This is a genomic window from Streptococcus mitis, assembly GCF_946190065.1.
GTDB lineage: Bacteria > Bacillota > Bacilli > Lactobacillales > Streptococcaceae > Streptococcus > Streptococcus mitis_DE.
On the sequence record NZ_CAMHZD010000002.1, the window covers coordinates 65,187 to 91,170 of the forward strand.

Consider the following 25,984-nt stretch of genomic DNA (forward strand, 5'->3'; position numbering starts at 1 on the left):
TACACTTTCCTCAGAAAATTTTTCTCTTATTTTCTATCCAATGTCCGGAGTGCTGCTTGATAAGTTTGCTCCATCAGCATGGTAATGGTCATAGGACCGACACCTCCAGGAACTGGCGTAATATGGCTAGCAAGTGGGGCAACTGCCTCATAATCAACATCCCCACAGAGCTTACCATCTTCATCGCGGTTCATCCCGACATCGATGACAACTGCACCTGGTTTTACAAAGTCAGCAGTCACAAACTTGGCACGACCGATTGCAACAACCAGAATATCTGCTTTAGCAGCCACCTTGGCAAGATTATGAGTACGTGAATGGGTCAAAGTCACTGTAGCATTCTTTGCCAAAAGAAGCTGGGCCATAGGTTTTCCAACAATATTGGAACGACCGATGACGACCGCATTTTTACCTTCCAAGTCAATCCCGTATTCATGGAACATTTCCATAATTCCTGCAGGTGTAGAAGGAATCATGACTGGATGACCAGACCAAAGACGCCCCATGTTTAGGGGATGGAAACCATCTACGTCCTTTTCAGGATCAATAGCTAATAAAACTGCCTCTTCGTCAATATGTTTTGGTAATGGTAACTGGACCAAAATTCCATGCCAAGCTGGATCTTGATTGTATTTGGCAATCAAGTCTAACAATTCCTCTTGAGTAATGGTATCTGGAACTCGCACAACTTCACTACGGAAACCAGCCGCAAGAGCAGAACGTTCCTTGTTACGAACATAGACTTGGCTTGCAGGATTATCTCCCACCAAAATCACTACCAAACCAGGTACTAGACCTGTTTCTTCCTTTAATTTTGCAGTCTTTTCAGCCAACAGCCCCTGCAATTTGGCCGCTAAAGCCTTCCCATCAATAATCTGTGTCATATCACTTCTCTTTTCTTTCAAATATCTTCCATTATACCAAAAACTGCTAGTCCCCTCTAACACTTCTTTCTTAGGCAACCCTATAGTTTCAAACTATAAGAAAAAGCTCGGTTCGAGCTTTTCATTAATCTATATTTTATATGTAAAGTTGGCTACAAATAGCTAAACAAAGCTAACTTATAAAACCTTACTCAAGAAGTCTTTAGTCCGTTGTTCTTGAGTTTGTTCAAAAATCTGTTCAGGTGTTCCGTCTTCAACAACCACACCGTCTGCCATAAAGATGACACGGTCTGCCACCTCACGAGCAAATCCCATCTCATGTGTTACGATAACCATGGTCATTCCTGACTTGGCTAGGTCTTGCATAACAGCCAACACTTCACCTACCATTTCAGGGTCCAGGGCTGAAGTTGGCTCGTCAAAGAGCAAAACATCTGGTTCCATAGCTAAGCCACGCGCAATAGCAATCCGCTGTTGCTGGCCACCTGACAAACTCTGTGGATAAGCAGTTGCCTTATCTGGTAAGCCAACTTTTTCCAAAAGCTCCTTAGCTCTCTTCTCTGCAACTTCCTTACTTTCACCTTTGGTCTTGATAGGAGACAAGGTAATATTTTCCATCACAGTCATATTAGGAAAGAGATTAAATTGTTGGAAAACCATGCCCATCTTCTCACGCATGGCAAACAGGTCATTCTTCTTGTCCGTAATATCAACTCCCTCAAAGATAACCTTCCCTTTTGTTGCTTCTTCCAACAAATTCATAGAACGAAGCAAGGTAGATTTTCCGCTTCCTGAAGGACCAATGATAACGACAACTTCTCCTCTTTTAATCTCGAGGTTGATGCCCTTCAATACTTCATTCTTTCCAAAAGATTTATGTAAATTTTCAATTTTTATCAAGGTCTCTGTCATTATTTTTTATCTCCTTGTTCCATTCGTTTTTCAAAAGCTTTCAAGGCTACTGTCAAAATAGAGGTCATAATCAAGTAGTAAAAGGCTGCAAATAAAAGTGGTGTTAAAGGTAGATAGGTTGTTGTAGAAACTGTTGTAGCTCCATTCCACAACTCCATAACACCGATAGCTGATAAGAGGGAACTATCCTTGATAATAGTGATAAATTCGTTCCCCAATGCTGGCAAAATATTTTTGATAGCTTGTGGCAAAATCACATAGCGCATCGCATTTTTAGGACGAATCCCTAAAGAATAGGCCGCCTCTAACTGCCCCTTAGGAACCGCATTAATCCCAGCCCGAACAGTCTCAGAAACATAAGCACCACTGTTCATAGAAATAATCAAAATCCCTGGAATCAGACGAGAAAGGTCAACACCTAAAATCCCAACCTGAATAGTCGGAGCATTGATATGCATAAGAGCAAAGGCAATCATAATCTGAACCATCATTGGCGTCCCGCGGAAAATCCAAACGTACAAGTTGGCTAGCCAAACAAGCGGTTTAAACTTTGAACGTTGCCCAAAAGCCAAGACAACACCCAAAATAGTTCCCAAAAAGACAACACAGATAGAAATGAGAACCGTCACAACAGCCCCATAGTTAAAATAAGGTAAATACTTAGGTAAAAAAGAAAAATTCATAGTCACACTGCTTTCTAAAATAGAATACTGTATGATTATAACATCAATTGAATTAAAATTCAAATCTTTTGTCTAATTTATTCAAAAAAACTTTAAGCTAGTAGAATTAGCGAGAAATCTTAGTTTTTTCTAGGCAAGTTGGCCTCCTTTATGGTAAAATAGTAACGATAAGAAATGAAGGAGAATCAAAATGGAATCACATTTGGTTAGAATCATCAACCGCCTTGAAGCAATGGCAAAAGACGGCGGAAATTTAAAACGTAATTTTGAACGCGAAGGAGTTGTTGTTGCAGAAGTTGCATACAGTCACGACGAAGAAAACGGCTCAATCTTTACCCTTCGTGATGTCGAAGCTCGCGAAACTTATACGTTTGATAGCATTGACTTGATTGCAATGGAGATTTACGAACTCCTTTACTAATACAAAACAAGCTGGGATTACACCCTGCATGTCTAACCAAAATCCTTTTTGTCTCACAAATAGGATTTTTTTATTCCCTAAAATCTCAAAAATTTTCATTGTAACAACTTCTCAAAGCTGCAATCTTTTTACTTGCTTTACACCCCAATCCTGTTATAATGAGAGTATAGAAATTTGACTATTTTTGACCATTAAACAGGTCAGGCTAAAGAAAGAAATGAGGTAGATGTATGCTTTGTCAAAACTGTAAAATCAACGACTCAACGATTCATCTTTATACCAATCTCAATGGAAAGCAAAAACAAATTGACCTCTGTCAAAACTGCTATAAGATTATCAAGACAGATCCTAACAATAGCCTCTTTAAAGGTATTACGGATCTGAACAATCGTGACTTTGATCCCTTTGGTGATTTCTTCAATGACCTAAACAATTTCAGGCCTTCTAACAATACTCCTCCGACTCCCCCAACCCAATCAGGTGGAGGTTACGGTGGAAATGGCGGTTATGGTTCCCAAAATCGTGGACCTGCTCAAACTCCTCCACCAAGCCAAGAAAAAGGCCTACTGGAAGAATTTGGTATCAACGTAACTGAAATTGCTCGTCGTGGAGATATTGACCCCGTTATTGGGCGCGACGATGAGATTATCCGTGTCATCGAAATTCTCAATCGTAGAACCAAGAATAATCCTGTTCTTATCGGTGAACCAGGTGTCGGAAAAACGGCCGTTGTCGAAGGTCTAGCTCAGAAAATCGTTGATGGCGACGTTCCACATAAACTACAAGGCAAACAGGTCATCCGTCTGGATGTGGTTAGCCTAGTTCAAGGAACGGGTATCCGTGGACAATTTGAAGAACGCATGCAAAAACTCATGGAAGAAATTCGCAAACGTGAGGACATCATCCTCTTTATCGATGAAATCCATGAAATTGTTGGTGCTGGTTCTGCTGGCGATGGCAATATGGATGCAGGAAATATCCTCAAGCCAGCCCTTGCTCGTGGGGAACTGCAACTGGTCGGTGCTACTACCCTCAATGAATACCGTATCATTGAAAAAGATGCGGCCCTAGAGCGTCGTATGCAACCGGTTAAAGTCGATGAACCAACAGTGGAAGAAACAATCACTATCCTCAAAGGGATTCAAAAGAAATACGAAGACTACCACCACGTTCAGTACACCGATGCCGCAATTGAAGCAGCCGCAACTCTTTCAAATCGCTACATCCAAGATCGCTTCTTGCCTGACAAGGCCATTGACCTCTTAGATGAAGCGGGTTCTAAGATGAACTTGACCTTGAATTTTGTTGATCCTAAAGTGATCGATCAGCGCTTGATTGAGGCTGAAAATCTCAAATCTCAAGCTACACGAGAGGAAGATTTTGAGAAGGCTGCCTACTTCCGCGACCAGATTGCCAAGTATAAGGAAATGCAAAAGAAAAAGGTCACAGACCAGGATACTCCTATCATCAGTGAAAAAACCATTGAGCACATTATCGAGCAGAAAACCAACATTCCTGTTGGCGATTTGAAAGAGAAAGAACAATCTCAACTCATCCACCTAGCCGAAGATCTCAAGTCTCATGTTATTGGCCAAGATGATGCAGTCGATAAGATTGCCAAGGCTATTCGCCGTAATCGTGTCGGTCTCGGTACGCCTAACCGTCCAATTGGAAGCTTCCTCTTTGTCGGACCAACTGGTGTCGGTAAGACAGAACTTTCCAAACAACTAGCTATCGAACTCTTTGGTTCTGCTGACAGTATGATTCGCTTTGACATGAGTGAATATATGGAAAAACACAGTGTAGCTAAATTAGTTGGTGCCCCTCCAGGTTATGTTGGCTACGATGAGGCTGGGCAATTAACTGAAAAAGTCCGCCGTAATCCCTACTCACTTATCCTCTTGGATGAAGTGGAAAAAGCCCATCCAGATGTTATGCACATGTTTCTACAAGTCTTAGACGATGGTCATTTGACAGATGGGCAAGGACGTACCGTTAGCTTCAAGGATGCCATCATTATCATGACCTCAAATGCAGGTACAGGTAAGGCAGAAGCCAGCGTTGGATTTGGTGCTGCTAGAGAAGGACGTACCAACTCTGTTCTCGGTGAACTCGGCAACTTCTTTAGTCCAGAGTTTATGAACCGTTTTGATGGTATTATCGAATTTAAGGCTCTCAGCAAGGTCAACCTCCTTCAGATTGTCGAGCTCATGTTAGCAGATGTTAACAAACGCCTCTCTAGCAATAACATTCATTTGGATGTAACTGACAAGGTCAAGGAAAAATTAGTTGACCTCGGTTATGATCCAAAAATGGGGGCGCGCCCACTTCGTCGTACTATTCAAGACTATATCGAGGACTTAATCACTGACTACTACCTTGAAAATCCAAGCGAAAAAGACCTCAAGGCAGTTATGACCAGCAAGGGCAACATTCAAATCAAATCTGCCAAAAAAGCTGAAGTAAAAACTTCTGAAAAAGAAAAATAAATTTCTATAAAAAAGGAGTAGAAAATGAAATGTTTCTGCTTCTTTTTTACTAAAATAACTGTAATTTCTTGACAGCTCGTCCTTTGTCCATTATGATAATAATAACGATACTAGATAATGAGGAAAATGCAATGGCAAACCCAACTTTCGGAGAAAAGAAAGCAAATACAGACTATGTGTCACGCTATGGCGTATATGCAGTTATCCCTGATGCTGAACAAAAACAAATTGTTCTTGTTCAAGCACCTAATGGCGCTTGGTTCTTACCTGGTGGTGAAATTGAAGCAGGTGAAAATCATCAAGAAGCCCTAAAACGTGAATTGATTGAAGAGCTTGGCTTCACAGCTGAAATTGGTGCCTATTACGGACAAGCTGACGAATATTTCTACTCTCGTCATCGTGACACCTACTACTACAATCCTGCCTACCTCTATGAAGCGACTTCTTTCAAAGAAGTGCAAAAGCCACTAGAAGACTTTAATCATATCGCCTGGTTCCCTATTGACGAGGCTATTGAAAATCTCAAACGTGGTAGCCATAAATGGGCAATCCAATCTTGGAAAAAACAGCATAAGATTGACTAAATCAAGCTACTTTATTCAAAAAGTGCTATAATAGAATTAGAAAATCGGAGGAAATGTTATGAAGCTAATCAATACGACAAACTCACACTCGCAACTTGTTAAAAGCCAGCTAGAAAGTACAGACGCAACCCTTGTTGAGGTCTATTCTGCAGGGAATACCGATGTTATTTTTACCCAAGCTCCGCTTCACTATGAAATCCTCATCTCAAACAAACACCGCGCTATCCGCGAACCTGAAATCGAAGCTATTCAAGAATTTTTCTTGAAACGTAAAATTGATAAGGACTCTATTGATGAGGCCAATATCAAAACCCTCTATTCAGAAAAATTAATTGGAATTTCAATTCCGACCAAATAAAATCTTGGAGAGATTAGAAAGTACTTTGAACCTTATGGAACAAAATTAGGTTTATTTATCTTTTTAAATCATCTCCAATTTTTTATCTTGAAATCTTATCATACAAGATTTTATAGATAATTAAGGAGACAAACATGGGACACATCATATATAGAGAGGCAAGAATTGAAGAAAGCAAAAAAATTGGAAAATTATTAGCCAAGTCTTTTCTTGACTATCCCTTTTTAACGATTATAACTGATGATTTAAAGAAACCTGATTCCTATCCTGCGTTTGTAGAAGCGATGCAAACAATGCTTACCAGAGTCTATATTCAAAAAGGAAACTGTTTAGTTTCGGAACAAGATGGAGAATTACTAGCAGTTGCCCTTTTGCAACAAAAGGATTTCTGTATACTATCCTATCTACGAAATGGTGGAACAAACATTTTTCGCTACATTCGACCACAAAATCTTTTTAAATACTTTGACTTTGTAAAACGTTCCAAAAAACATTTAGAAAAATCTGGAGAGTTTGATTGGTATTTGATGGCCTTAGCTGTCAATGTATCAAATAAAGGGCTGGGAATAGGCAGTACATTTTTGAAACAAGGAATTGAACCCTATGTCAAATCACAAGGCTGTAAGCACTTGGACCTCATTACAAGCACAGCAAGAAATGCCTCATTCTACGAAAAAAATGATTATGTATTACTGGACCATATGGACTTAGAATACGGATCAAAATCAATTGGTAACTGGGCATTTTTAAAAACAATAAATAAATAAAAAAGATTTGGTTCTGCTTCTCACAGAACCAAATCTTTTTATTATATTAGAAACGAATTGTTTCACGTGTTTTTTCATATGAAGTGACAAAACGGTTGGTTACACCAGGTTCTGCAACTTCCAAAGCTTGCGAAATCTTATCAAATGAAGCATGGTAATCAAATTCTTTTTCAAAAATTTCTAATGATTCATTAAAGGCTTCTTGAATTCGTTCATCAAATGAGCGATAACGGTTTGAATACTGTAGTAATTGTTCTGTCAACGTTGCATATTGAACAATATTATAGGTTTCTTCTTCAAGTTCTTCCATATCATTTGTCGTAATTTCAAGCATACGGTTCACAGCTTCGATATTGACCTGGGCTTCTTCAAGTTCAGCCATCAACTCCTCTGTATGATTACTTGCTGTGAAGAACAACTGTAAGAAACTCTGAGGAATACCTGGAAGATTGCGTTTTTCCATATATCTCTTAATTGTGTGAAGACGATTAACATAAACATTTGCCTTCTGGCGAGCATTAATATCATCTTTTTCAATCTGAGCAAGACGTTGACTAACCGCAACTTGTTCATCTTCAATTTCCTTCAAAGTCGCTTGTAAGTTTTCCAAACGATCTTCAAGCAATGAATAAGGCTCAGAATGTTCCTCTTGTTCAGAAGTTAATTCCAATACAGATTCTTCTAAAGATTCTAACTCAGCTTGTAATCTATGAACATGACTAACATCCGTTTCAGATAGTAGGTAATTGTTACTCAATCGTTGAATATCTTCCACTAAAACAGCATTACTATCTTTCATGTGTTTCAAATATGTAGGAAGGGTTGTAACTAAGCCTTCTACTACTTTTTGAGCAGCGATTTCTCGTGTAAAGATATCATAAAGTGCATTAATCTCTTCTTGGATTTGAGTATTTTCGTACTCTGCATTATCCAATTCTAGTTTCGCAATATTCTCATGATTTTTCTTGAGAGCTTCATAAAGCAGTTGGAAACGCGCTTCAATATCTGTCTCAGAAAAATGATAATTAGCATCTAAAAGCTTACGGTAGCCATCTTCTAAATCTTCCAGTTGATCAGGTAGATCTTTAGATAATGTTGCTACAATTGCTGGTATACGATCAACAATATGTGTCAAAGCCAAGATATGATTTTCAGCATTATCCAAAATCACAGCAGCTTCTACTGGGTCACCTGACGAATTTAAAGTTACAAACTGAGAAAACTCTGATTGGATATTTTCCAATTGTTTTTCAATTTCAGATAAACCTTGGCCATATTCTTCAGAATGATCAGCAACTCGGTGTTGCAACTCTTCAAACAAGTCCAAGGTATGAAGAACACGTCCACTATTTTTAGACTCTTGTTTCTCCAAATCTGCCAAGGCATTGCGAATTGCCGCAATATCTTCTTCAATCAAGGTAATTTGGCTCTCGATTTGGTCGATTTGATGACTGGCCTTGAAAAAACGGAATGAGTTGTTATAGCCTTCTGCTTCAAAAAGATTATTTTCGATATCAGCAAAAGAGTTAAGAGATAGGTCAACCCATTTTTGGTTCCACTCACGGAAAGTCACTTGACTTTGTCCAATCAAGTGCATGTTTTTTACAGCTTCAACTTCATCGTTTACTGGAAGATTATACAGCTCTTCTTTTTTCTCTTCTAAAATTGCTAATTTACTTTCATTTCGTTTTCGTACGTAGATTGCGATAGCATAGGCAATTACTAAGAAAATTGCAACTGCAATTGCAAGATAAATTACTAGTCCACCAAACATATTAAACTCCTTTTTTACTTGAAACAATCGTAATGATTATATCATATTTTTTAGACCAAGGGAACTACTTCTCCCGATTTTTTAGACATCAAGTGTACTATAGACGGCATTTTCTTCGATAAACTCACGACGAGGCTCTACTCGATCCCCCATCAACATATCAAAGATTTTATCTGCTTCTGCAGCATCATCCACAGAAACTCTAGCCATCAAGCGGTGTTCTGGATCCATGGTTGTTTCCCACAATTGGTGGTCGTCCATTTCACCAAGACCTTTATAACGCTGAATAGTCGGTTTGGTGCGACCTTCACTGTGGCGGGCTAATGCTTCTTGGAGTTTAATTTCTTGGTCTGCTCCTGGCTGGATATATTCTTTAATCTCGCTTCCAACCTTGACACCATAGATTGGAGGTTGGGCGATATAAACATAACCAGCTTCTAAAATTGGTTTCATATAACGATAAATCAAGGTTAAAAGAAGGGTACGAATGTGGGCTCCATCGACATCGGCATCGGTCATCAAAACAAGTTTTTGGTAACGGGCTTTCGAAACATCAAATTCTGCTCCAAATCCTGTTCCCATCGCGGTGAAAAGACTACGAATTTCTTCATTAGCAAGAATCTTATCCATACTTGCCTTTTCAACGTTCAAAATCTTACCGCGAATTGGAAGGATAGCCTGGAATTCACGGTTACGACCAGATTTGGCTGATCCACCAGCTGAGTCTCCTTCGACGATGAAGAGTTCTGTTTCAGCAGGATTGTTAGAAGAACAGTCTGCTAGTTTCCCTGGAAGGTTGGAAATTTCCAAACCAGATTTTTTACGAGTGACTTCACGCGCACGCTTGGCAGCGACTCGAGCCTTAGCAGCTAAAATCCCTTTTTCCACGATTCGCTTAGCAATCTGTGGATTCTCCATGAGAAAATCAGAGAAGGCATCGCTGAAGAGACGATTAGTAATCTTGACCACTTCGCTATTTCCCAGTTTGGTCTTGGTTTGCCCTTCAAACTGTGGATTTGGATGTTTAACTGAGATAACTGCAGTCAATCCTTCACGGACATCTTCCCCTGTCAAGTTGTCTTCATTGTCTTTAAGCAGTTTATTCTTACGAGCATAATCGTTGATAACACGTGTCAAGGCCGTACGGAAACCTTGTTCATGCGTTCCACCTTCATGAGTATGAATATTGTTTGCGAAACTCATGACATTTTCATGGTAACCCGTTGTGTACTGCATGGCTACTTCGACTGTGATATCATCCATTTCACCATCTGTGTAAATTGGTGTATCAAAGATTACATCCTTGTTCTCATTGATATATTCAACGTAGCTAGCAATCCCACCTTCATAGTGGTAATGCTTAGTTTGTTCTAACCCCTCACGCTTATCTGTGATGGAGATTTGAAGACCACGATTTAGAAAGGCCAACTCTTGAATCCGTTTATTTAATTTATCGAAATCAAAGGTTGTTGTTTCAGTAAAGATTTCTGGGTCCGGTGTGAAGTGAACTGTTGTTCCAGTCTTATCCGTATCTCCAACCACCTCAAGATCTGCGACAACATGACCACGACGGTATTCTTGGTAATGAATTTTACCGTTTTTGTGGACATGAACGTCTAATTGAGTGGAAAGGGCATTAACTACTGAAGACCCCACTCCGTGAAGACCACCTGAAACCTTGTATCCTCCACCGCCAAACTTTCCTCCAGCGTGCAGGACAGTAAAGACAGTCTCAACGGCAGGTCGACCTGTTTTTTCCTGAATATCGACTGGGATACCACGCCCATCATCAACAACAGTAATCGAATCATCTGGCTCAATAAAGACTTGAATATGGCTAGCAAATCCTGCCAAGGCCTCGTCAATTGAGTTATCAACAATTTCCCAGACTAAATGGTGAAGACCTTCTTTTGAGGTTGACCCAATATACATCCCTGGACGCATACGAACAGCCTCTAAACCCTCTAAAACTTGAATTTGACTGGCATCATAATCTTGTGCCTGCAGATTTTTAATTTCTTCTGTCATCTTATTCCTTTTTCTTACATGTCTAATACTTGTCTTAAATTCACGATACTGGTAAACAAGTGGGTAGCTAGTCCTGCAGCTTGCCCGGCTTCGATATCAATCGGTCGATCACCAATTACAAGACCAGAGTTAATCTGATACTTTTCTCTTAAATAAATCATGGACTCAGGATCTGGTTTTCTCTTAAAGCCTGAGTTAGAAGTAACCACTTCTGTAAAATAAGCTGCTATAGAGGTTTTTTCTAAAATTTCCAAGACCTGATCATTTCGATGAGAAACCAAAAAATGACGGCCACCTTGATTGGAGATATCTTTCAATAAATCAGAAACTCCATCAAATAAAATCGGGTGTTCAAGTTCTCTAGCTTCATTTTCCTTGTACTTTTCTAAAAAATTCTCTAAGTTGGGAGCGAATGTCTCAATCGCAAAATCAGTAGAAACCTTTAAAGCCTGATAGACACTGTCATGGTCTTGTGTGATGCCATACAATGCCAATGTTTCAACAAATGCAGCTGTTGAAGTTTCGTAATTATCCAGTAAAGTTCCACCTAAATCCCAGATGTAATCGTGATATTTCATACCCTTCATTATAGCATTTTTTTATGAAAAAAGCGATGATTTCCCTGAGTTTCCCACATAAAAAAACGAGAGTTTGACTCCCGTTTTACTGATTTTTACCAAAGACATCTCGATAGAGCATTCCTGTTCGTAAACTCTCTGCGTCTCCTCCTAATTGCTCCACCAATTCGTAGGCAAAGGCAAGGGCTGTTGAGGGGCCTCGACTGGTTGTCAAATGACCATCTACCACTACTGTTTCCTTAACGTATTGACCATCAAGAATTTGCTCTTGAACGCCGTCATAGCAAGTGTACTGCTTGTTTTTCAGAACTCCTGCTTGATTGAGGGCAATTGGTGCCGCACAAATGGCTGCCAGTTTCTTCCCCTCTTGCTCGAAGCTTTGCAACTCTTGAATCAAGGCCTGATTATCCCGTAAATGTGCAGAACCAGGCATCCCTCCAGGAAGAACAATCATGTCATAGTCTGATAAATCACCATCAAAGACACGATCTGCTCTTACTTGGATTGCGTGCGAACCTGTCACTTGCTCTTCAAATCCTACCATATCACAAGTAATATTAGCACGACGCAAAACATCCACAACTGTCAAAGCTTCAATTTCTTCAAATCCCTGAGCCAATATAACTGCTACTTTAACCATGATTTTCTCCTTATTTGATTCGTTTTAATACAACTTTTTTCCGTTTGAATGGGACTTTTCCGCTCTTTTCTTCAGCTAGGTTTGTCTGGTAACTCATCGATAAAAGCAAGCCAATACCAATCAAGTTACTGATGATAGCCGATCCACCTTGAGAAATGAAAGGCAAAGGAATCCCAGTCAAGGGAAGCAAGCCAGTAACAGCACCGATATTCTCAAAGATATGGAAGAGCAACATCATAATCAAACCTGTGGAAATATAGGTGTAGAATTGGTTATTTGATTTAAGTGTAATCTTCAACATACGGTAAATCAGCATGAGATAAAGAGCAATAACAAGAACAGAGCCAATAAAGCCAAAATCTTCTGCAATGACCGTGAAAATCATATCCGACTCTCTAACTGGAATAAGCAGATTAGAAGCATTAAACCCTTGGCCAAATAAGCCACCACTCCCAATGGCAATTTGTCCTTGAGCCTGCTGATAGGTCGTTGTTTGAGCGAAATCAAATGGATTAAGCCAAGCCAAGATACGATTGATTTGGTAGGTCGGCATTCCCAGTTGATGGAGAAAAGCCCGACCGTCCTTGCTGATAAAAATAGCTAAGAAACCAGCAATTCCTGTTACAGCAGTCACAAATACTGGGATAATAATTTTCCAAGAAACCCCCGATAATAAAACGATTCCTGAGAAAATAGCTACAAAAACCAAGGCCGTCCCTAAGTCACTTTGAAGTGCCAAAAGAACTAAGACTGGAATGGTAAAGAGAATCATCCAAAAAATCAACAAGAAGTCCAGTGGAACTGTTCGTCTCCATTCCTTATGTTTTTTTGTAAACTGGACAATGACACGGGCCAACATGAGGATATAGGATATCTTCATAAATTCTGACGGCTGGAACAAGGTGATACCATTTACCGATACCCAGTTTTTGGCACCCGTGGATGCAACTAAACTTGGATTATAAAAGACAATAGGCAAAACCATAAGTCCCAAACCTAAAATATACAGAAAGGGGGTCACCTTCCAAAGAAATTCTGTATTAAAGAGCATGACGATAAAACCAATCACAAGCCCCAAGGCAATCCAGGCGACCTGCTGCCCTAAAATGGGCAGAATATTGTTTGGATAATCATGACTAACGGCTATGTAGATAGCCACTACGCCAATAACCAGTAGAAAAAATACTGGCAAGAGCAAACTATAATCGACTCTAGAGTCGAGAGAACGTTTCATATATACTAACCTTATACTTTCATACTATGCTACTATCAAAGTTCATTTAAAAATTTATCAATAACTTCACTAACTTCATACTGAGAGAGAGTTTTAACAGTCGCTTCTTTTGCTAGAGATGCCACTATTTGTTTGCCATACCTCTTTCCGACAATTCTCCTATCCAAAATAAGAGTTAAGGAACGTTGGTGTTCGCGTCTCATACTTCTTCCCAAAGCCTGCTTTAAACGAATAATGGCCATTGGCAATTGATAATCATAAAAGGCATTTTTTCCTTCTTGATTCAGTTCCTGATTAATCTTTTTCGTCAAAGTCTCTTGAGGATTTTGAAAAGGAAGTCTTGGTACAACTTGAATCACAAAAGGATGACTTGAAAAATCAACTCCCTCCCAGAAACTTGCTGCACCAAGCAGGATTTGCTGTTCACCTTTTTCAAAGCGTTTCTTAAGCTGATGAACATCGCCATTTTTATACTGGGCTAAGTGGCTAACTGGAAGTAAATCCGATACTGCTAGAAGCATGTCTTTAGCAGTAAAGAGTACTAAAATCGGTTGCTGGAAAGCTTGAACTTCCATCAGCAAGTTAGCTACCTCTTTTGCGTAAACTTCTAAGGAAGTTTCTGTTACCAGAGGGAAATCTTTAACCAAGACCACTTCTTGCTCCTGTTTTCCCCGAGCTTCAATCTTGACAAATTTGGCTTCAGGATAGCCTAGAAGGTCTGCCAAAGAAACTCTCTGACTAATCTCAAGAGTAGCCGACACTCCCAAGACTTGACATGAATTAGGCACTAAAGAAGATAAAAGAATACGGCCTGATTTCGTAGAAGAAATTTGAATTTTCTTTTGACTCGTTTCAGTTGCTTCAAGCCAGTAATCTCGGTCAGTTGTAAAATAGCGAACCAGTTCTTCAAAGCCTTCTACTTCTAATTCTGAAAAATACTGGTGGAGATTGGCAAGAGAATATAAGATATTTTTCTTAGATTTTCCAGACTGGAATTGTTCTATTAAGTAGAGACACTCAAAGCGAATACTTTCTAGTATTCGTTGCTGGACCTTATTTTGCTCGTCCAGTAAAGCCTTGTCAAGCAAATCGATAATGGACTGGATATCGTAGGTCTCTTGAAGCAGATTTTCTAAAGCCAACAAAATCTTTTGAACTTCATCAATAATCAATAAACGGTCGCTGACAAATTCAGGATTATCTTCCAGTCTGGTTACAAGATAGGCATGATTGGTCACTAAAAGCTTGCAGGTTTGTGCCCTTTCTTGACTACGTTTCCAAAAATCTTCCGTCATAAATAAGCTTTGAGATGATAAATTCCCGTCATGACGAAGATCTGTCAGAAAATGCTGGTAACGGTAAAGTTGCCCAATTTCATCCAAATCTCCTGTCTCTGTCTCAGTCAGCCAGACCAAGAGTTGCATTTTGAAGCGTCTAAATAAGCGATTTTCATCATTTTCCTGCAAGGAACGATAAAAGGCATCCAACTTCAAATAATTGTGTGGCCCCTTTAAACTATGAATATCTATATGGAACACTTCCTTGAGACGTTTACCTTCTTCTTCCATGATTTGATTTTGAAGAATCTTTGTCGGAACACTAAGAACAATTTGACACTCTTTCACCTGAGATAAAGCGGGTAAGAGATAGCCATAGGTTTTTCCAATCCCTGTCGGTGCTTGAATCAGAGAGACAGTCTCATCTTCCAATAGCAAGCCGACTTCTTTAGCAAAATTTTCTTGCTCCTCCCTCACTTCAAGATTCAATAGAGAAATATTTTTAGAAAAATCTTGAGATAGTTTTCGTGTCTCCAGGGGAGCTTCATTTTTCTTGAAATATAATCCTTGAACTTGGATCAAGTCTGGAGAACTCAGGATAGATTGACTGCGATAAATTTCTTCAATAACCAGGTAGGACTCGTATAAGAGAGCGTCAGCCATTTCCAACAAACGTTCCAAGAGACCTTTAGGAAGCTGGGCCATTTTTTTCCGTAGAAAAAGGAGTAATTCCGCAGTGGCTTGGGCATCTGAAAGGGCTGTATGAGCGTGTTTTAGATGAATTCCTAATTCTCGGCACAAAATAGGCAAACTATATTTTTCCAGTTCTGGGAAAAAGACCTGGGCCAATTCGACCGTGTCAACACGAGGATTTCTTAGTTCATAGCCTTCAAAAAATAAATTTTCCGCCAAGAGATTGGCATCAAACTGAACATTATGGGCTACAAAAATCCCATCCTCCACCAAGTCAAAGATTTTTCTGGCAACTTGCGAAAAATCAGGTGCTTGCGCCAGACGTTGATCAGTCAGTCCTGTCAGTTCTTTTATATGAGCATCCAAAGGTTCATGTGGATTGACATCCGTCGTATAGTGATCAACGATTTTTCCGTCCTCAATCACGACAATTCCCACTTGGATAATTTTAGCCTTACTACCTGTGCTAGTTGCCTCTAAATCAACCACAACATAGCGATTACCAATCGTTTTCATTATAAAAAATTATACCAAAAAAAGGGCCATTTGGCACCTGCAAACATGGGATAATTTTCAAACTCATGGACACTACTTAGCTTAAAAATCCCACCAAATAGAGCATCCTAGCCTTCTGATTTTTTGAAAATAGTGAAGAAATAAGAAAAATTGAGAAAAGAAATTTTAAATCTTCCTTCTCTCAATGAATCATTTACTTTATTTAACCATATCAGGATCGTAGTCATAAAATCCTGTATCAAGGAAACGGTTTTTAGGGTGAAGTTTACGCACTTCCTCATCCAGCAAGAAAGCTTGGTCATGGCTAAAGTTACCCTCTTGGATCAAGCTACGCGCTTGGATAAAGAGTTTTGCAATCTCAACAAAGTTCTGACCAGGTGTGTAGAGCCCTTCTAGTTTCCAGTGAGTGAAACCATGCTCTACCAATTCTGTCAATTTGGTCATCAAATCAAGGTCATTGTTGGCAAAGATGTGGGTACCATGATTGTCTTCAAAAATGGAATAATGGCTCTCTGGGTCACTTGGCTCAGCCAAGAAGAGGTCACGCTTGCGAGTCTTTTCATCATCGATATGCGTAAAGTTATAGTAGTTTTGCAAGAGCGGACGTTTAGAATGATGGATGACACTAGCTCCGTAAACCAACACTTCAGCAGGAATTTCCAAAATTTCTGGCATTTTGAAGAGTTCAGCTGATGGAATTTCACGCGCCAAAACAGCCTCAGATGCGCCAGCCTTTTGTCCCCAGAAGTTGATCTGACGACTGCTTGTCACCATAGTTGAAGCATCGTAGATAGTCTTGAAAGAATAGCCATCACGGTTGACCACGTAAAAGACACCTGCATCCCCAATCGTAATGTAATCTGTCTTAATTTCTTCCAAAAAGTCTAAGAAAGGCTTGATACGATCCATCATGTCTTGGTGCATGAGGGCGTTAACCGCAACAATCAGTTCCTTACCAGCTTCATGAACCAGCTTAGCGATTTCACGCAATTGGTTATAACTAAAGGTTGTTGGCAGACGAAGGCCAAAATCTTTCTCACCAACATAGATACGGTCTACGCCAGCTTCAAGCAGTTGTTTAACTTGTTCAATACTTTCAGCAGTTGCTGTAATAATAATCTTTTCCATAAGGAAAATTATACCACATTTCTCCAAAATCAGCTATTCTTTGAAAATGAAAAGGGACTTTATTCTTTTTGTAACCTTTCTGTAATAATTCTCTGCTGAAAAAATGATAAAATAGGTATGTACTGTTAAGGAGAGAATAATGCCCGTAAGAAAATTACAATCCTATGAGGTAGACTATCAAGAAGAATTAAACCAGCAGGTTCCTCGCTATCAAGATTACACACCTGAAGCGCAATCTGATGCTAATCTCAAGGAAATCCTATTTTTTGTTAATATCGCTGTTTTTTGTATCTGTATTGCTATCTTTAGTTTCATCTTTTTAGCATTAAAATTATCACCTGCTCTTGCCTTTGCCGCAGCAATCGGATCCAGCTTACTTGTTTTAAAAGTACAACGATCTATTATCAAACGAAAACGTAGAAGATAAATCCAAAATATCGCCCCAACTGGAGCGATATTTTTATTTTTTCTTTTTAGATGGTGTGTGGATGGCAATCTTCACTTCAAAGATTGTTCCCTTTGGTTTATTATCTTTAACAGTAATGCTTCCTTTTAAGGCATCTACAATCTGCTTGGCTAGAGATAATCCTAAACCAAAGCCACCTTTTTGACGGGTTCTAGCCTTGTCTACTCGATAAAAACGGTCAAAAATTTTCTTCTTATCTTCTGCGGAAATACCGACTCCGTTATCCGAAACAAGTAAATAGAGATTACGATCAGTCGCTGAAATCACAAAATCAATTTCACCATCCTCTTCAGTATACTTGACAGCATTATCAAATAGGATGGTCATCAGTTGTTTCAAAAGGAGCTGATCTGTGACAATCGTTCGATGAATCCGATTTTCAAAACGGAAGACACGGTCATTTTCCGAAGCAATCATCTCATAGTTTGTGAAAGTTGTATTAAAAAAGCTAGTTGGAACTTCTCCAAGTTCAGGCTTAATCCCATCATCTCTACGAGCTAAATTCAACAAGTTCGTCGTCAAAAACCGCATATTTCGGACTTCTTCCAAACTCGATGCAATACTTTCGCTCACATCCATAATGGTAGCTTCTGGCTTACGAAAAAGAGTCTCTAAGCGATTTTGCAAAACAGCAAGTGGAGTTCGTAACTCATGACTGGCATTTTCCACAAAGGACTGCTGCTTCTGCATGCTCTCAAGTAGGGGCCGAACACTGACCCTAGCTAGATAGAGACTGGCAAGCAAAGACAGAATCCAGAAACTTGCCATCACAACCACAATCAATCGCTCATGCTTTTGACTGGCCTGCTCCAACTGACTGGTATTAATCAAGACAGCAGCATACTTGATATTGGTTGAAACCGAACTGATATTGGTTTCCATCAAAATCATGCGATAGATTTCTTCCTGTCCATAGCTATTAAAAACCTGAATCTGATAGATATGGCCTAGTTCTTTCTTTTCTAACTTAATCTTATCCAAGCCCAAAAATCTATTTCCAGAAAGGAGCTGAGTGAAATTCTTATCAAAAAGAATAACCTCTGTATTGGAACTGACATTGGGTTTTACCTCAGTCTTACTAGTATCTGTAGCCGCATTCTCTAAGTCTTTAATCTCTTCTGTTGCCCTATTTACAGCAAGCCGAATAACTGCCTGAGGATTATTACTCAAACCATGGAGCGTATCGTCCACCGAAGTATAGAGACTCGAATGCATGACCTGTAAAATAATCAAGGTCATGGTAGAGAAAATCAGAGTGAAGACACCAAAGTTGCGAATAAAGTAACTAAAGTCATCCGCATACCATGTTTTTTTTAGTTTACTGAACATCTTTTAAAATATACCCAACACTGCGCAAGGTTTGCAAATTCTCTGCAAAAGTGGTTCCTTTTAATTTCTTACGGACTTTTGAAACATAGACTTCTACAACTGAAATCGTTGTATCACTATCAAATCCCCATAGACGATCAAAAATCTGAGTCTTAGGCAAAATAACATTTTGATTTTGAAGGAAATAAACTAGTAAATCGAACTCTTTCCCCAGCAATTCGACTGGATTATCTTCAACCTTAACGGTATTTGTTGACAAATTAACTACAATATTTCCATAAGTCAAGGTGTTTTCATTAAACTTGCCTGAACGTTTGAGAAGGGCTTGAATACGCATTTTGAGTTCTTCTAGGTAGAAAGGTTTGGTCAGATAATCATCCGCTCCCAATTCAAATCCGTGTCCCTTGTCATCCAAACTTTCCTTGGCAGTCATGATCAGAACTGGTGTCGTAATTCCCTTTTCACGCAATTCTTTCAAGACTTGGAAGCCATTTTTTTCAGGCAACATCAAATCGAGCAAAATCAAGTCATAGACACCACTCTCAGCTTCGTAGAGACCCTCTTCCCCATCAAAGACCTGCATGACATCTGCAAAATCGTCTAAAAAGTCAAATACTGAATTTGACAGGCCTAGGTCATCCTCAACCAATAAGATTTTTATCATGAGAAACTCCTCCTTATTAAAACCATTATACCAAATTTGCCTTAAAAAAAACTCAACTCTCTGCATTTTACATGAGATAGCTGAGTTTTCTTTTTATTTTAGGCTTATTTATTTACTTCCGTATTGAAGAACAACTGCTTCGACCGCAGCTTTTTCACGGTTAATCAAGTCAACACGCGCTGCAATCTCCTTAATTCCCATACCGATGTTACGACTAAGAGCAAGGTCAGAAAGTTGTGGTTCAAAGAATTCCTTGTATTCCGCCAAGCGTTGCTGAGTCTTAAATACATGCGCTGGAAGGATAACAAAACTATCAAAGCTCATATCTCCTCCAAGTGCTGCCTTAATCCAAGCCCAGTTTTCACGTGCCCAAGACCAAGCTGTTTCCTGAGTTGCTTGATGATTTAAGAACTGGAAGTACCAAGCTGACAAGTCTTGTGGTTTAACTACAAATTTGTCCTTCCAAGAAGCAATCAAGGTTTGGATATTGTCCGCATCTGTACTGTAGGCAAGAGCTCCTGCCAACTGACGTTTAAAGACAGCATCTGTTGCGTGAGTATAAGTGTCAAGGTAAAGTGCTAACAAGTCTTTGGTCTCATGATGTTTCATCTCGTTGATAAGAACTTGTGAACGGATTGCTGCTGAAAGGCCAGCAAGATTTTCCTTGTGAGTTGCGAAGATTTGACTAGCGACTTGACTAGCTGCTGCATCATTTGAACGAATCATCATCGAAACAGCCAACTGACGAACCAATTCATCCTCATCTGACTCGCCATCTTTAGCTTCAAAACCAAGACGGTCATAGTTGTGACGAGCCAATTTAGCAACCAATTCTTTGAAGACTCTTTCAGCTTCTGTTCCTTCATCGATAAAGCGCTCAAGAGCAGAAATCACTTGAGAAACAGCTGAAACGACAAGGTAAGATTCTTCTTTAGCAAGTTTATCAAGGACTGGAAGCAAGTCTGCATAAGAAATGTGCCCTGCTTCAGCAAGCAAGCGACGTTCTTGGACGATTTGTAGTTTGCTTGTGTTATCAAGATCAACTAGGTCAGCAAGAATGGCATCTAGCAAGTCTCCTTGATAATCTGTAATATAGTGGGCTGTATTTTCAGTGTTGAAACGAAGGGCTGTTTTGTTTTCAGCAAGAAGAGCTTCGTAGCCTGGAATTTCGATGCTTTCAGTTTCGAGTGTATCAGGCAAGCCTTTCCAGTTACTGTTTAGTGGCACAACCCAGAGACGGTTCTTGTCTTCGTGCTCACCGATGAAGAATTGTTTTTGTGAAATCTTCAAGACATCATTTTCAACTTTGACAGTGAGAACTGGATAACCAGGTTGTTCCAACCAAGAATCCATGAAGGCTGCGACATCACGTCCTGATGCTTGACCAAGAGCATCCCAAAGGTCACGACCAATTGTATTGCTGTATTGATGTTTTTCAAAGTAGGCATGCAAACCTTTGGCAAAATCGGCATCACCTAGCCAACGACGAAGCATGTGCATGAGGCGACTTCCTTTGGCATAGACGATAGCTCCGTCAAAGAGCGTATTGATTTCATCTGGATGTTTAACTTCGACGTGAACAGACTGAACACCATCAGTCGCATCACGTTTCAAGGCAGACGGAACACCACCTGTTTGGAAATCTTCAAAGATATTCCAGCTTGGTTCAATAGCATCCACACAGACATATTCCATCATATTGGCAAAACTTTCATTAAGCCAAAGATCATCCCACCATTTCATAGTTACGAGGTTACCAAACCATTGGTGAGCCAATTCATGTGCCACAACAAGGGCAACTTGTTGACGGCTAGCAAATGTTGAGTTCTCATCCACAACCAAGTAAACTTCGCGATAAGTTACAAGACCCCAGTTTTCCATAGCACCAGCTGAGAAGTCAGGAAGGGCGATATGGAGAGATTGAGGGATTGGGTACTTAACTCCATAGTAATCTTCGTAAAACTCGATAGAGCGAACTGCTATATCTAGTGAAAAATCAAGGTTAGATAATGGGTGAGCTTTGGTTGAGTAAACACCTACCAGGGTACCGTTTTTAGTTTTAGCCGTCACACCTTGCAAATCACCTGCTACAAAGGCTAACAAGTAAGAAGACATGCGAGGCGTTGTCTCAAACTTCCAGATATCTGTTTCCTTACGGTTTTCCACTTCGATTTCTGGCATGTTAGACAAGACTAACTCACCTTCTGCTTGGTCAAAACGTAGAGAGAGGTCAAAAGTTGCTTTGGCTTCTGGCTCATCCACACATGGGAAAGCTTCGCGTGCAAAATGGCTCTCAAATTGAGTAGACAAAACTTCCTTCTTGACTCCATCAACTGTGTAGTAAGATGGGTAAATCCCTGTCATATTGTCTGTGATTTTACCAGAAAAGGCGATGACCACTTCAACTTGACCTGCATCTGCAAGTTCGATATGAAGAGCTTCGTTTTCATTATCGACTGTGAATGGACAAGCTTGACCTGCAACTTCTACAGAAGCGATTTCCAATTCTTTTTGGTGTAGGGAAATACGGTCACTCTGTGCTTGACCAGTGATGGTCACCTTCCCAGAAAAGGTCTTGGTCTCACGACTCAAGTCTAAAAATAAATCATAATGTTCAGGAACAAATTGCTTAATAAAATGTTCAACTGCTTGCATAGTTTTCTCCTATCTAAGTTTAAGAGCTGCTACTCTTCTTCAAACAAACTTATTATATCATGTTTTGTCTAAGAAAAAAGGATTGGACGGTCATTTCCAAAACTTTCTTCCTTCTAACAGTTTACAAGGGGTAGACCTTGCGAAATTCTTCTAAAACAATCTTGCTATCAGGTGTAAAAGTTAGTCCAGCCTCTCTCAGCCACTCGGTGAAAAAGTCCTCATGAACCTGCCGCCAATGAGTTAAGGATTTATCTCCCTCTCCTTCCTTGTAGGCATGGTCAGCAGAAACTTGATTAAAGGGCTGAACGGAAACCTTTGTAATTTCGACAATGCAGACAGCCTGATTTTGACTGTCTAAAATGACATCAAATGTTCCTTCTTGCGGAAGAGGTTCGCCTTCTAGTGCATAGAGGTCGTAGGCTGATGCGGTTGCTGTCTTTTCTCCTTTTAAAACCAAATCTGCCAAGAGATCGGCTTCTACTCCAAAAGTCCAAGCATCTATTTCATCTCCGATAGAAGGATTGATTTTCTTATATGCATTCCACATTTCTTGCGGTGTCATGGGTGCTCCTTTGTAATTTTTTACTTTCTTCTTTTATGTGTTTAAGATGATCTGGATAGTCAATTTCTAAATCAAAAATCTCTGGAATAGAGCTGTAATGGAGAATGCATTCGATACCCATCTGATTCATTTTTTGTATAAAAGAAAGATTCAGATAGCCTGCTACAGTAAAGTCAATCTTATTCTTCCTTGCTTTATCCTGCATCTGTCTCAGCATATCTAACATAATGGGACTTTCCATATCATGCCATTGACTATTTCTCACAGTCGCAAAAACAAAGGAAGTCAAATCATTCATTCCAACTACAATCTTTGAAATGCCCGTTTCCATTATTCTGTCCAAGTCAAAATATGCTGACGGTAATTCAATCATCGTGCCGACTTCCCCAGTAAAATCCTGCTGACGCAATACTGTAATAGCTTGCTTTAACTGCTCAGCATCATTGACAAAAGGAAAAATAAGAGACAGATTGGGATTGGTTTGATAAACTTCTGTAACAACATTTGCTTCAGCCTGAAATTCATCTTGACACATCAATAAACGCCTCGTTCCTCTATAGCCAAACAAGGGATGATTTTCATCAAAATACTCTTTAGTCCCCACTAAACAATTGGCTTCTGTATTCGTTAATTCAGAAAAACGATACCAAATTTCTTCATCTGAGTACAGGGAGCAGATAGTCTCTAGATAATCTTTTACAAATTGCCGACAACTTGGTAATAGGATGTTTTGATTGAGCTCTCTCAACAAATATTCCCCACGAATCATGCCAATGTGGTGAAATAGTTGTGGGTAAACTTTTTCAATAATTTTTTCGCCACTAAGAGCTAGTTGGTTTCTCATCATTCACCTTCCAATTCATGTAAGAGGTCTTGTCCAGTTCTGGAAATCCTAATAGTTCAGACTTAACCTTCAAGACTAATGGCGATGCATTTTCTTCTGTGATTTCTTGAATATCCATCCAAATATATCCAAGCGAATCATTCGCACCATCAGACACAGCTTCCGAAATCGTAACTTGAGGTGCACTCTCATTCATTTCAACATCATACAAGGCCATGACATGGTGAACCATAAAGTTTTTTAACTCTTCCCTGACGAAAACATCGTAGATTCGAGGATTAGAGTAGTTTCTAACAGTAAATCCCGTCTCTTCCAAAACTTCCCTCTTGAGAGTTTCTGTCAACCCTTCACCAAGTTGCTGACTGCCTCCAGGTAGATCGTACCGATTTTGATAAGGGCCTATCGTTTTTTCAATGCAGAGTAACTTCCCATTTTCAAAGCAAACACCATAGACTCCAAAGTGATTTTTGATTTCCATCCAATTACTCCTACTTCAAAGACCAGCCACCATCTACTGTCAGAATTTGTCCTTGCATGGCAGATGCCTTTCCACTGGCCAAAAAGAGACTGACTTCTGCCACTTCCTCTGGCTCTATCCAGCGCTTGATTGGTGTTTCACTAGCCACCCAGTCCGCTAAACCACCTGGCTCAAAGTCCGCAGCAGTCATAGCTGTCTTGACTGCTCCTGGAGCGATACCAAAGACCTGAATCCCAGCTTCAGCATAGTCTAGAGCCAACTGCTTGGTAAATCCAGCCAAAGCATGCTTAGATGAAGTATAGGCGTGACCACCACCTCCTGCTAGACTCGAAGCTATGGAACACATATTGATAATGGTCCCTTTTTTATTCTCTAGCATTTGTGTCAAATAATAGCGAGTCAACTCAACAGGAGTCAGGTAGTTGATTTCAAAAATCTCTTGAATTTCCTGCGCTGTTTGTTCCAACAGTGGTTTGTAAGCATCCAAAACTCCAGCAGTATTGCACAAAACATCCACCTGAGGACACCAGTCAAAAATTGGCTCCAAGTCCAAGGTCAAATCTCTCTGTAAAAAGTGAAAATCACCCTCTAAGAGTGGATTTTCACCTTGGTCAACTCCGTAAACTTGATAGCTATTCTCTAAAAAGAGGCGAGCTTGAGCCAGACCGATCCCTGAACTCACTCCTGTAATCAATACACGTTTAGTCATTCACTTCTACCCAATCTGTCGCCAAAACATCACAAGGTGTCGGACTCCACATGGAAAAACCTTCTCCCTCCCCAGACACGTTGATTAGGAAATAGGGTGTCACTTCAAGTGCAACCCCGTTTTGTTCAATAGTGTCAAAAAGCTGCACATAGTTTTCAGCACCTCCCCAACCAGTACGTACGTATTTTTTCTTAGCCTTTAACCCAGGTAGGATCTCTTCAAATGTCATGTTTTTCTCCTTTAAAATCAATAATTCTTCCCTTCATTATAACAAAAAAACCGCTTTAAAACGGCTTTTTGACTGTGATTTATTTACATCTGCTTCTACTTACGGCAAATTATTCCCTGCAGCAAGATAAATTTCATACCATTCTTTTCTTGTTAAGCTAAAGTTTGCCGCTTGGCTAACTTCTCTCAAGTGCTTAGGATTTGTGGTACCTACGACTGCCTGCATTTTTGCTGGATAACGCAATATCCAAGAAATAGCAATAGTTGAAGAGGTTACTCCATATTTAATAGCTAAACGATCAAGTACTTGATTTAAAGCTTGAAATTTCTCATTTCCAACAAAATTCCCTTTAAAATACCCGAATTGTAAGACAGACCATGCTTGAATGACCACATCGTGTAATTTGCAATATTCAAAAATGCTGCCATCTCGCATAGCTGCTTGACTATCTTCCATATTAGCATGAAAACCTGATTCGAATCCTGGTGTAAAAGCCGCACTCAATTGTAGCTGATTAACAGCTAACGGCTGCTTAACATCTTTTTTAAGTAACTCCATCATCATAGGATTTTGATTAGAAACTCCAAAATTTCGAACCTTACCTTGTTTATAAAGGAGATCAAAGGCTTCTGCTACTTGGTCAGATTCCATCAAAGCATCTGGTCGATGAAGAAGCAAGCTATCTAGATGATCTATCTTCAATCTTTGCAAAATACCATCTACTGATTTTATGATATAGTCCTTAGAAAAATCAAAATAGGTAAATTCCTCAATGCGAATGCCACATTTGGACTGAATCCACATCTCTTCTCTTAAATCTGGACGATTTTTTAGGACAAGACCTAACAGTTCTTCACAACGACCACGACCATAAATATCAGCCAAGTCAAAAGCATTGATTCCAACAGAAAGTGCTGTTTCTACAAGCTCTTCAACTTCTTTTACAGACTTATTTTCTATTCTCATCATTCCGAGAACAATTTCTGATAATTCTTTGTCATCTTGACCAAGAGTTATGTATCTCATCAAATTTTTCTCCTTAAATTTCTAATATTCTTCCCTTCATTATAACAAAAAACCGC

General features: G+C 39.6%; 25 protein-coding genes. 6 read left to right on the forward strand and 19 right to left on the reverse strand.

Annotated features, from left to right (window positions below):
• Positions 1–26 precede the first annotated feature (26 nt).
• The 3 genes from OCF96_RS01415 to OCF96_RS01425 form a co-directional block, all read right to left on the reverse strand.
• Positions 27–884, reverse strand: coding sequence for a bifunctional methylenetetrahydrofolate dehydrogenase/methenyltetrahydrofolate cyclohydrolase (locus OCF96_RS01415; protein ID WP_261445361.1), 858 nt, complete (start codon positions 882–884; stop codon positions 27–29).
• 177 nt (positions 885–1,061) lie between these two features.
• On the reverse strand, positions 1,062–1,796 hold the full coding sequence (locus OCF96_RS01420) for an amino acid ABC transporter ATP-binding protein (protein WP_004256549.1): 735 nt from the start codon (positions 1,794–1,796) through the stop codon (positions 1,062–1,064).
• A complete protein-coding gene (locus tag OCF96_RS01425) occupies positions 1,796–2,479 on the reverse strand; it encodes an amino acid ABC transporter permease (RefSeq protein ID WP_004256547.1) in 684 nt (227 codons plus the stop codon). The genes OCF96_RS01420 and OCF96_RS01425 overlap by 1 nt, the downstream gene beginning before the upstream one ends.
• A gap of 190 nt (positions 2,480–2,669) precedes the next feature.
• Here OCF96_RS01425 and OCF96_RS01430 point away from each other — a divergent pair, with 190 nt between their 5' ends.
• From OCF96_RS01430 to OCF96_RS01450, 5 genes are all read left to right on the forward strand, one after another.
• Positions 2,670–2,900 (forward strand): DUF1797 family protein, encoded by a 231-nt coding sequence (locus OCF96_RS01430; RefSeq protein WP_000443570.1) that lies wholly within the window; start codon positions 2,670–2,672, stop codon positions 2,898–2,900.
• Positions 2,901–3,130: 230 nt separating this feature from the next.
• Positions 3,131–5,389, forward strand: coding sequence for an ATP-dependent Clp protease ATP-binding subunit (locus OCF96_RS01435; RefSeq protein WP_261445380.1), 2,259 nt, complete (start codon positions 3,131–3,133; stop codon positions 5,387–5,389).
• Positions 5,390–5,520: 131 nt separating this feature from the next.
• Positions 5,521–5,973, forward strand: a complete 453-nt coding sequence (locus OCF96_RS01440) for an NUDIX hydrolase (RefSeq protein WP_020902950.1) — start codon at positions 5,521–5,523, stop codon at positions 5,971–5,973.
• Positions 5,974–6,031: 58 nt separating this feature from the next.
• Positions 6,032–6,331 carry a DUF1827 family protein gene (locus OCF96_RS01445; protein WP_000767189.1) on the forward strand — a complete coding sequence of 100 codons (300 nt, stop codon included), beginning with the start codon at positions 6,032–6,034 and terminating at the stop codon, positions 6,329–6,331.
• A gap of 134 nt (positions 6,332–6,465) precedes the next feature.
• Positions 6,466–7,098 carry a GNAT family N-acetyltransferase gene (locus OCF96_RS01450; protein WP_261445382.1) on the forward strand — a complete coding sequence of 211 codons (633 nt, stop codon included), beginning with the start codon at positions 6,466–6,468 and terminating at the stop codon, positions 7,096–7,098.
• Positions 7,099–7,144: 46 nt separating this feature from the next.
• On the opposite strand, the gene ezrA is transcribed toward OCF96_RS01450, so the two are convergent.
• From ezrA to OCF96_RS01485, 7 genes are all read right to left on the reverse strand, one after another.
• Positions 7,145–8,872, reverse strand: a complete 1,728-nt coding sequence (gene ezrA / locus OCF96_RS01455) for a septation ring formation regulator EzrA (RefSeq protein WP_261445383.1) — start codon at positions 8,870–8,872, stop codon at positions 7,145–7,147.
• Positions 8,873–8,953: 81 nt separating this feature from the next.
• Positions 8,954–10,900: a DNA topoisomerase (ATP-hydrolyzing) subunit B gene (gyrB, locus tag OCF96_RS01460; protein WP_061864016.1), complete on the reverse strand. Its 1,947-nt coding sequence runs from the start codon at positions 10,898–10,900 to the stop codon at positions 8,954–8,956.
• 14 nt (positions 10,901–10,914) lie between these two features.
• Entirely contained in the window at positions 10,915–11,478 is a 564-nt protein-coding gene (locus tag OCF96_RS01465) for an HAD family hydrolase (RefSeq protein WP_192855392.1), read from the reverse strand.
• Between the two features lie 85 nt (positions 11,479–11,563).
• Positions 11,564–12,118 (reverse strand): DJ-1 family glyoxalase III, encoded by a 555-nt coding sequence (locus OCF96_RS01470; protein WP_203213331.1) that lies wholly within the window; start codon positions 12,116–12,118, stop codon positions 11,564–11,566.
• Positions 12,119–12,128: 10 nt separating this feature from the next.
• Positions 12,129–13,352, reverse strand: a complete 1,224-nt coding sequence (locus tag OCF96_RS01475) for an FtsW/RodA/SpoVE family cell cycle protein (protein ID WP_261445394.1) — start codon at positions 13,350–13,352, stop codon at positions 12,129–12,131.
• A gap of 35 nt (positions 13,353–13,387) precedes the next feature.
• Positions 13,388–15,838, reverse strand: a complete 2,451-nt coding sequence (locus OCF96_RS01480) for a bifunctional DnaQ family exonuclease/ATP-dependent helicase (RefSeq protein ID WP_261445397.1) — start codon at positions 15,836–15,838, stop codon at positions 13,388–13,390.
• A 198-nt stretch (positions 15,839–16,036) separates the two neighbouring features.
• Positions 16,037–16,966 (reverse strand): peptidase U32 family protein, encoded by a 930-nt coding sequence (locus OCF96_RS01485; RefSeq protein WP_261445398.1) that lies wholly within the window; start codon positions 16,964–16,966, stop codon positions 16,037–16,039.
• Positions 16,967–17,105: 139 nt separating this feature from the next.
• Here OCF96_RS01485 and OCF96_RS01490 point away from each other — a divergent pair, with 139 nt between their 5' ends.
• Entirely contained in the window at positions 17,106–17,393 is a 288-nt protein-coding gene (locus OCF96_RS01490; RefSeq protein WP_261445400.1) for a DUF3270 domain-containing protein, read from the forward strand.
• A gap of 33 nt (positions 17,394–17,426) precedes the next feature.
• Here the strand turns inward: OCF96_RS01490 and ciaH are convergent, their stop codons facing one another.
• The 9 genes from ciaH to OCF96_RS01535 form a co-directional block, all read right to left on the reverse strand.
• A complete protein-coding gene (ciaH, locus tag OCF96_RS01495; protein ID WP_261445406.1) occupies positions 17,427–18,761 on the reverse strand; it encodes a two-component system sensor histidine kinase CiaH in 1,335 nt (444 codons plus the stop codon).
• Positions 18,751–19,425: a two-component system response regulator CiaR gene (gene ciaR, locus OCF96_RS01500; RefSeq protein ID WP_000590636.1), complete on the reverse strand. Its 675-nt coding sequence runs from the start codon at positions 19,423–19,425 to the stop codon at positions 18,751–18,753. Before ciaR ends, ciaH begins: the two co-directional genes overlap by 11 nt.
• A 108-nt stretch (positions 19,426–19,533) precedes the next feature.
• Positions 19,534–22,080, reverse strand: a complete 2,547-nt coding sequence (locus OCF96_RS01505) for a M1 family metallopeptidase (RefSeq protein WP_261445410.1) — start codon at positions 22,078–22,080, stop codon at positions 19,534–19,536.
• 121 nt (positions 22,081–22,201) lie between these two features.
• Complete coding sequence (locus OCF96_RS01510) at positions 22,202–22,642, reverse strand: ASCH domain-containing protein (RefSeq protein WP_261445413.1); 441 nt, start codon at positions 22,640–22,642, stop codon at positions 22,202–22,204.
• Positions 22,611–23,486 carry a putative PEP-binding protein gene (locus OCF96_RS01515; protein WP_261445647.1) on the reverse strand — a complete coding sequence of 292 codons (876 nt, stop codon included), beginning with the start codon at positions 23,484–23,486 and terminating at the stop codon, positions 22,611–22,613. Before OCF96_RS01515 ends, OCF96_RS01510 begins: the two co-directional genes overlap by 32 nt.
• Positions 23,464–23,964 carry an NUDIX hydrolase gene (locus OCF96_RS01520; protein WP_261445414.1) on the reverse strand — a complete coding sequence of 167 codons (501 nt, stop codon included), beginning with the start codon at positions 23,962–23,964 and terminating at the stop codon, positions 23,464–23,466. Before OCF96_RS01520 ends, OCF96_RS01515 begins: the two co-directional genes overlap by 23 nt.
• Positions 23,965–23,974: 10 nt before the next feature.
• Positions 23,975–24,673, reverse strand: coding sequence for a 3-oxoacyl-ACP reductase (locus OCF96_RS01525; protein ID WP_261445415.1), 699 nt, complete (start codon positions 24,671–24,673; stop codon positions 23,975–23,977).
• Complete coding sequence (locus OCF96_RS01530; protein ID WP_000141914.1) at positions 24,666–24,902, reverse strand: DUF2829 domain-containing protein; 237 nt, start codon at positions 24,900–24,902, stop codon at positions 24,666–24,668. The genes OCF96_RS01525 and OCF96_RS01530 overlap by 8 nt, the downstream gene beginning before the upstream one ends.
• A 99-nt stretch (positions 24,903–25,001) precedes the next feature.
• Positions 25,002–25,928 (reverse strand): aldo/keto reductase, encoded by a 927-nt coding sequence (locus tag OCF96_RS01535; RefSeq protein WP_261445419.1) that lies wholly within the window; start codon positions 25,926–25,928, stop codon positions 25,002–25,004.
• Positions 25,929–25,984: the final 56 nt, after the last annotated feature.

Excerpts from the sequence above, each read along its gene's own strand:
- OCF96_RS01530 (WP_000141914.1), bottom strand. The coding sequence starts at position 24,902 with ATGACATTTGAAGAGATCCTACCTGGGTTAAAGGCTAAGAAAAAATAC.
- OCF96_RS01535 (WP_261445419.1), bottom strand. The coding sequence starts at position 25,928 with ATGAGATACATAACTCTTGGTCAAGATGACAAAGAATTATCAGAAATT.
- gyrB (WP_061864016.1), bottom strand. The coding sequence starts at position 10,900 with ATGACAGAAGAAATTAAAAATCTGCAGGCACAAGATTATGATGCCAGT.
- OCF96_RS01480 (WP_261445397.1), bottom strand. The coding sequence starts at position 15,838 with ATGAAAACGATTGGTAATCGCTATGTTGTGGTTGATTTAGAGGCAACT.
- OCF96_RS01510 (WP_261445413.1), bottom strand. The coding sequence starts at position 22,642 with ATGACACCGCAAGAAATGTGGAATGCATATAAGAAAATCAATCCTTCT.
- OCF96_RS01505 (WP_261445410.1), bottom strand. The coding sequence starts at position 22,080 with ATGCAAGCAGTTGAACATTTTATTAAGCAATTTGTTCCTGAACATTAT.
- OCF96_RS01515 (WP_261445647.1), bottom strand. The coding sequence starts at position 23,486 with ATGAGAAACCAACTAGCTCTTAGTGGCGAAAAAATTATTGAAAAAGTT.
- OCF96_RS01435 (WP_261445380.1), top strand. The coding sequence starts at position 3,131 with ATGCTTTGTCAAAACTGTAAAATCAACGACTCAACGATTCATCTTTAT.
- OCF96_RS01445 (WP_000767189.1), top strand. The coding sequence starts at position 6,032 with ATGAAGCTAATCAATACGACAAACTCACACTCGCAACTTGTTAAAAGC.
- OCF96_RS01490 (WP_261445400.1), top strand. The coding sequence starts at position 17,106 with ATGCCCGTAAGAAAATTACAATCCTATGAGGTAGACTATCAAGAAGAA.
- OCF96_RS01430 (WP_000443570.1), top strand. The coding sequence starts at position 2,670 with ATGGAATCACATTTGGTTAGAATCATCAACCGCCTTGAAGCAATGGCA.
- OCF96_RS01440 (WP_020902950.1), top strand. The coding sequence starts at position 5,521 with ATGGCAAACCCAACTTTCGGAGAAAAGAAAGCAAATACAGACTATGTG.
- OCF96_RS01450 (WP_261445382.1), top strand. The coding sequence starts at position 6,466 with ATGGGACACATCATATATAGAGAGGCAAGAATTGAAGAAAGCAAAAAA.
- OCF96_RS01420 (WP_004256549.1), bottom strand. The coding sequence starts at position 1,796 with ATGACAGAGACCTTGATAAAAATTGAAAATTTACATAAATCTTTTGGA.
- OCF96_RS01520 (WP_261445414.1), bottom strand. The coding sequence starts at position 23,964 with ATGGAAATCAAAAATCACTTTGGAGTCTATGGTGTTTGCTTTGAAAAT.
- OCF96_RS01485 (WP_261445398.1), bottom strand. The coding sequence starts at position 16,966 with ATGGAAAAGATTATTATTACAGCAACTGCTGAAAGTATTGAACAAGTT.
- OCF96_RS01525 (WP_261445415.1), bottom strand. The coding sequence starts at position 24,673 with ATGACTAAACGTGTATTGATTACAGGAGTGAGTTCAGGGATCGGTCTG.
- OCF96_RS01425 (WP_004256547.1), bottom strand. The coding sequence starts at position 2,479 with ATGAATTTTTCTTTTTTACCTAAGTATTTACCTTATTTTAACTATGGG.
- OCF96_RS01470 (WP_203213331.1), bottom strand. The coding sequence starts at position 12,118 with ATGGTTAAAGTAGCAGTTATATTGGCTCAGGGATTTGAAGAAATTGAA.
- ciaH (WP_261445406.1), bottom strand. The coding sequence starts at position 18,761 with ATGTTCAGTAAACTAAAAAAAACATGGTATGCGGATGACTTTAGTTAC.
- ciaR (WP_000590636.1), bottom strand. The coding sequence starts at position 19,425 with ATGATAAAAATCTTATTGGTTGAGGATGACCTAGGCCTGTCAAATTCA.
- ezrA (WP_261445383.1), bottom strand. The coding sequence starts at position 8,872 with ATGTTTGGTGGACTAGTAATTTATCTTGCAATTGCAGTTGCAATTTTC.
- OCF96_RS01475 (WP_261445394.1), bottom strand. The coding sequence starts at position 13,352 with ATGAAACGTTCTCTCGACTCTAGAGTCGATTATAGTTTGCTCTTGCCA.
- OCF96_RS01465 (WP_192855392.1), bottom strand. The coding sequence starts at position 11,478 with ATGAAATATCACGATTACATCTGGGATTTAGGTGGAACTTTACTGGAT.
- OCF96_RS01415 (WP_261445361.1), bottom strand. The coding sequence starts at position 884 with ATGACACAGATTATTGATGGGAAGGCTTTAGCGGCCAAATTGCAGGGG.